The sequence below is a fragment of the Arthrobacter sp. 05L45_2 genome (assembly GCF_056397525.1).
The window spans coordinates 1-5,837 of record NZ_JBFTNO010000199.1; the positions used below are offsets into that span (position 1 = coordinate 1).

At 69.8% G+C, this 5,837-nt stretch carries 7 protein-coding genes; 5 read left to right on the top strand and 2 right to left on the bottom strand.

Going from position 1 to position 5,837, the window contains the following annotated elements:
* Positions 1-1,073, top strand: a 1,073-nt coding sequence (gene ilvA, locus AC1DHD_RS13460) for a threonine ammonia-lyase (protein WP_476880197.1), incomplete at its 5' end; no start/stop codon positions are given.
* Positions 1,074-1,151: 78 nt separating this feature from the next.
* Complete coding sequence (locus AC1DHD_RS13465) at positions 1,152-1,703, top strand: rhomboid family intramembrane serine protease (protein ID WP_476880203.1); 552 nt, start codon at positions 1,152-1,154, stop codon at positions 1,701-1,703.
* A gap of 108 nt (positions 1,704-1,811) precedes the next feature.
* On the opposite strand, the gene greA is transcribed toward AC1DHD_RS13465, so the two are convergent.
* Positions 1,812-2,306: a transcription elongation factor GreA gene (gene greA, locus AC1DHD_RS13470; protein ID WP_476880198.1), complete on the bottom strand. Its 495-nt coding sequence runs from the start codon at positions 2,304-2,306 to the stop codon at positions 1,812-1,814.
* Positions 2,307-2,536: 230 nt separating this feature from the next.
* Positions 2,537-2,989, bottom strand: coding sequence for a DUF4307 domain-containing protein (locus tag AC1DHD_RS13475; RefSeq protein WP_476880199.1), 453 nt, complete (start codon positions 2,987-2,989; stop codon positions 2,537-2,539).
* Between the two features lie 118 nt (positions 2,990-3,107).
* On the opposite strand from AC1DHD_RS13475, the gene mca reads away from it, so the two are divergent.
* The 3 genes from mca to AC1DHD_RS13490 form a co-directional block, all read left to right on the top strand.
* Positions 3,108-4,013 (top strand): mycothiol conjugate amidase Mca, encoded by a 906-nt coding sequence (mca, locus tag AC1DHD_RS13480; RefSeq protein ID WP_476880200.1) that lies wholly within the window; start codon positions 3,108-3,110, stop codon positions 4,011-4,013.
* A gap of 81 nt (positions 4,014-4,094) precedes the next feature.
* A complete protein-coding gene (locus AC1DHD_RS13485) occupies positions 4,095-4,463 on the top strand; it encodes a hypothetical protein (RefSeq protein ID WP_476880201.1) in 369 nt (122 codons plus the stop codon).
* On the top strand, positions 4,438-5,837 hold a 1,400-nt coding region (locus tag AC1DHD_RS13490), incomplete at its 3' end, for a thioredoxin domain-containing protein (protein ID WP_476880202.1). The genes AC1DHD_RS13485 and AC1DHD_RS13490, both read left to right, overlap by 26 nt.

Here is a 5,837-nt window from a genome sequence, read left to right on the forward strand (position 1 = left end):
CCTTCAAGGTCCGTGGCGCCTACGTCCGGATGGCCAAGCTCTCCGCCGAGGAGAAGAAGCGCGGCGTGGTCGCGGCCTCCGCCGGCAACCACGCCCAGGGGGTGGCCGTCGCGGCCAAGGCCCTCGGCATCAAGGCGCGCATCTACATGCCCCTCGGAGTGGCCCTGCCCAAGCTGGCGGCCACCCGCAGTCACGGAGCCGAGGTGGTCCTCCACGGCCACAACGTCGACGAGGCCCTGGCCGAGGCCAAACGGTACGCCGACGAATCGGGGGCCGTTTTTGTGCACCCCTTCGACGACGTCGACGTCGTGGCCGGCCAGGGCACGGTAGGCCTGGAAATCCTTGAGCAGCTTCCCAACGTGGACACCATCCTGATGGGTGTCGGCGGCGGCGGGCTGCTCGCCGGCGTCGCTGTCGCCGTGAAGGCCCGGGCCAAGGAGCTCGGCCGTAACATTCGGATCATCGGCGTGCAGGCCGAAAACGCCGCAGCCTACCCGCCCTCGCTCGCCGCGGACGCCCTGGTGCCGCTCAAGCGCGTCTCGACCATGGCCGACGGCATCGCGGTGGGCCGGCCGGGCCAGCTGCCCTTCAGCATCATCCGCGAACTCGTCGACGACGTCGTCACCGTCAGCGAGGACGCCCTGGCCCGGGCCCTGATCTTCCTCCTCGAACGCGCCAAAATGGTGGTCGAGCCGGCCGGCGCCGTCGGGGTCGCCGCCCTGATGGAGGGCAAGATCGAGAACCCGGGCAACACCGCGATCGTGCTCTCCGGCGGCAACATCGACCCGATGCTGATGCTCAAAGTCATCCAGCGCGGCCTGTCCGCGGCCGGCCGCTACATGACGGTACGGATGATGCTGGACGACCGCCCCGGTTCGCTTGCGACCATCGCCCGGATCATCGCCGAAAACGACGCCAACGTCACCGGCCTGGACCACACCCGGGTGGGCGGATCCATCAGCATGGGCGATGTCTCCATCACCGTGAACCTGGAAACGAAGGGCCACGAACACTGCGAGCAGGTCCTCGCGGCGCTCCGGGCCGAGGGCTTCCAGCCGATCGTGGTGCACTAGGCACCGGCCGTGCTCGAAGCCTCGAGGGCGGGGCAGCGCGACACTCCCGCCGGCCGGGCCCGCGCGGGCCTGCTGGTGATGGGCTCGTTCGTGCTCCTGCTCTACGTGATCGAGTTCATCAACACCCTGATGATGCACTCGCTGAACGCCGTCTTCGGGCTGCGGCCGCGCTCGGTCGACGGGCTCCTGGACATCCTGACGTTTCCGCTGCTGCACGCCAACCTCGCCCACCTGCTCTCCAACACCCTGCCGTTGATCATCTTCGGGTTCCTGGTGTTCCTGTCCGGGCTCCGGGTCTTCGCCACGGCCCTGGCGTCCAGCTGGCTGGGGTCCGGGGCTGTGGTGTGGCTGATCGGCGGGTTCAACGTCACCGTCGGGGCCTCGGGGCTGGTCTTCGGGCTGTTCGCGTTCCTGCTGGTACGCGGGTTCTTCAACCGGAACTGGTGGCAGATCCTGCTCTCCGTGGTGCTTTTCCTCGCCTACGGCGGCATCCTCATCGGTGTGCTCCCGAGCGTGGCGGGGTACGTCTCGTGGCAGGCGCACCTGGGCGGCGCGGCGGGCGGCGTCATCGCGGCCCTGCTGCTGAGCCGGCGCCGGCCGGGGTACGGGCAGTACGGCCAGTACCACTAGCCACACGCCGGCCCCGCACGCCGGCCCCGCCGCGTCCGTGCGCCGCACCGTTAAACGACGACGCCGTTCCTCCCCGGTGGGGGAGGAACGGCGTCGAATGAAGCGCTGTTAGCCGGCGTACGGCTTGGCGGAGATGATCTCCACGGAGATGTCCTTGCCGTTCGGGGCGGTGTAGCTGAGCTTGTCGCCTTCCTTGTGGCCGACGATCGCCGAACCCAGCGGGGACTTTTCGCTGAAGACGTCCAGATCGGAGTCGCCGGCGATTTCGCGGGAACCGAGCAGGAAAGTTTCTTCGTCCCCGGCGATCTTGGCGACCACAATCATGCCCGGTTCGACGATTCCGTCATCGGCCGGGGCCTCGCCCACGTGCGCGTCGCGGAGCAGCACGGTCAGCTGGCGGATGCGGGCCTCGATCTTGCCCTGCTCCTCCTTGGCCGCGTGGTAGCCGCCGTTCTCCTTGAGGTCGCCTTCCTGGCGGGCAGCCTCAATCTTCTGGACGATGTCTGCACGGCCTGCGCCGGAGAGGTGGTCCAGCTCTGCCTTCAGGCGGTCAAAAGCTTCCTGGGTAAGCCAAGCTGCAGTTGCGCTGTTGGTGGTCGACACGGACTTCTCCTTTAGATGGTCAAACAAGCTGGTCAAACAAGCAAAGACCCCGCCACGGTGGCCACTTATGGATCTCAGTGACCAGCTCAGCGGGGCAGAGGTATTGATCCATTGTAGTCAATGCTGTGGATAAACCCAAGAACCACTGCGGCGCAGGTCACACCGTGTTACGCCGCACGGGAGGCTACGGGACGGCGGCGGGGCTGCCGGGCGGAGGGCGGCCGGTCCGGCTATTTGCCGGCGGTGGGGATCCAGCAGTYGTCGACGACGGCGGAGACGGACTGCGATTCGGTGCGGATGGTGAGCCGGTGCACGGTCGTGCTGCCGCCGTCGGCGCCGGCGTCGGGCGCGTTGGCCCCGACGTCGAYGACCTTCCASCCGACSACSGCGAAYTTSGMATCCAGSGCCTTGACGGCGCACTTGGCGGCGGTCCCCGGGTTCTTGGTGACCTGAAAGTCGATCTCGGCGGCGGTAGCATCGGGGGTGCTGTAGCCGATGTCCTTGAAGGTGACCGATTCGGTGGCGGCCGACGTCGAGACCCAGGCCATAAAGCCGATTCCGGCAGCGAGTGCCGCCAGGAGGATGTTGCGCTTTGCTCTGCGGCCGAGCACACGCTTTTGGCCGCCGTAGCGATTGGCTAGGCTGGTAGGTGCCGGCGCGGCAGGCTGCTCCTCGGAAGTCACCAGTCCAGTTTAGTGTGGATCGGGCGGCGCAATGTCCGCCCGGCCGTTCAGCAACAGCAGCCCCGCCATCCCGGCACCCCCGCAGCAGCGAACCAGAAGAAAGAGGAGCCGTCCGACGATGACAGCGTCCACCAGCCCGTCAGCACCGCTTCGGCTGCTCGCCGTCCACGCCCACCCCGACGACGAGTCCAGCAAGGGCGCCGCAACCATGGCCATGTACGCGGCCTCCGGCGTAGACGTGATGGTGGCCACCTGCACGGACGGCTCCCGCGGGGACATCCAGAACCCGGGCATGGAGGACGCCCCGCACCCTAAACGGGACATGGCTGGTGCCCGCAGGCTCGAGATGGACAACGCCGCGAAGGTTCTCGGCATCCGCCAGCGCTGGCTGGGTTTTGTGGATTCCGGCCTTCCCGAAGGCGACCCGCTGCCGCCGCTGCCCGTCGGGTCCTTCGCCACACTGCCGCTGGAGCGCGCCGCCGCACCGCTGGTCCGGCTGGTCCGGGCCTTCAAACCCCAGGTCATCCTCAGCTACGACGAGAACGGCGGATACCCGCACCCGGACCACATCATGGCGCACCGGGTCGCCGTCGAGGCCTTCGCCGCCGCCGGCGATCCCGCCCGGTACCCCGGTACCGGCGAGGCCTGGACGCCCGACAAGCTGTATTACGACCGCGCCTTCAGCCCCGACCGCTTCCGCGCCCTGCATAACGCCCTGGAAGCAGCCGGGCTCCAGTCGCCGTACGCCGAGCGGCTCGCGGCGTGGCTTGAGGCCGACGCCGAAGGCCACACCCCGCCGGCCCCGACGCACCCCACCACAACGCAGATCGAGTGCGGCGACTTCTTCGAAGCCCGCGACGAGGCCCTGCGCGCGCACCGCACCCAGATCGACCCTGACGGGTTCTTCTTTGCGGTTTCACCGGCGATGCAGCGGCAGACCTGGCCGTGGGAGGACTACTCGCTGATCAAGTCCAGCGTCCCCACGGAGTTGCCCGAAACGGACTTCTTCGCCGGGCTAAGATAGACCCAGCAGGGATTTCTATGCCGCGTAGAAGAGCGGCGTGGGAAGTCCCGTAGACGACGTTCCCCACAGAAGGTTTCCACAGTGCATTCCTTGCTCATCGCCCTGGCGACAGCCCCGGCGCCCGCCCCGACGCCGTCGCTGCGCCCCGGCCTCGACCAGGACCAGGTCACCCCGGGCCTGCTGGGCTTCCTGCTGACCGCGTTCATTGTTGTGCTCACGGCCCTGCTGATTGTGGACATGGTGCGCCGGATCCGCCGCGTGCGCTACCGCGCCCAGGTCGAAGAGGAACGCGCCGGAACCGGGGAAGCCGCAGCCTTCGATGCCGCAGACGACGCCGGCACCGGTCGGTCCCCGCTGTCCGGCACCGGCAACCCCGAGGCCGGCAGCCCCGCAGCGGAGCCGGAGCCGCGTCCGGAAGCCAACGGTGACCCAGGATCCGGGAACCGCTGACCGCGGTCCTGCCAACACCCCGCCGGGCGCGGCCAATGCCCTCGGCGGGGAACCCTCCGCCTACCTGCGCCAGCACGCCGGCAACCCGGTGCACTGGCGGCCCTTCGGGGACGAGGCCTTCGCCCTCGCCGCGGCACGGGACGTACCCGTGTTCCTCTCGATCGGCTACGCGGCCTGCCACTGGTGCCACGTTATGGCCGGCKAGTCCTTCGAGGACCCGGACACCGCAGGGTTCCTGAACGCCAACTTCGTCGCCGTGAAGGTGGACCGGGAGGAACGCCCCGACATCGACGCCGTCTACATGGCCGCAACGCAGGCCATCAGCGGTGAGGGCGGCTGGCCGATGTCCGTGTTCCTGCTGCCCGATGGCCGGGCCTTCCACGCCGGCACCTACTATCCGCCCCGGCCCCAGCCCGGCCGTCCGTCCTTCCGCCAGGTCCTGGAGGCGGTCCGCGAGGCCTGGCTGGAACGCCGCAGCGCCGTCGAACACAACGCAGACTCCCTGGCGCGCGGGATGGCCGCCGCGCAGGCCGGCACCGCCGTCCGGCTGGACGCGCCCCCGCCCGCCCCGGACCCGGAGCTCCTCTCCGCGGCGGTGCGTGCGCTGGCCCGGTCCGAAGATGCCGCCGGGGGATTCGGCACCGCCCCCAAGTTCCCGCCGTCGGCCGTTCTCGAATTCCTGATCCGGCACGCCGCCGTGCCCTCCGATACCGCGGAGGCCGCGAGGGACCTGGCGGGCCGCACACTGGCCGCGATGGCGCGGTCGGCCCTGTTCGACCAGCTCGMCGGCGGCTTCGCCCGCTACTCCGTCACCCGCGACTGGTCCGTGCCGCACTTCGAAAAGATGCTCTACGACAACGCCCAGCTGCTGCGCGGCTACGTCCACTGGGTCCGGGCCGGCGGCTCGGAGGCGTTTCCTGCGGCCGAAGCCGCTGACGTCGCTGGCAGTACGGCGGACTGGCTGCTGGCGGCCCTGGGCCTCTCAGCCCCGGACGACGGCGGACGTCCGGTGGCGCTGGCCTCGTCCCTGGACGCGGACACGGTGGTGGACGGGGTCCACTCCGAGGGCGCCAGCTACCTGTGGACCCCGGGGGAGCTGGCGGCCCTGCTGGGCCCGGCCGACGGCGCGGCCGTTGCGCGGCTGATGAACGTCCGGAGCCCGGGAACAGTGACCGGCGACGGCTCGCCGCTGCATCCCGGCCGCGCACTGGATGCCGCCGACGCCGGACTCTGGGAGCGGGTGCGGCCGGTGCTGCGCCGCGCCCGGGCCGAGCGCCCCCAGCCGGACCGCGACGAGAAAGTGGTGGCTGGCTGGAACGGGCTTGCCATTGCGGGGCTGGCCGACGCAGGCGCGGTCCTGGACCGTCCCGGGCT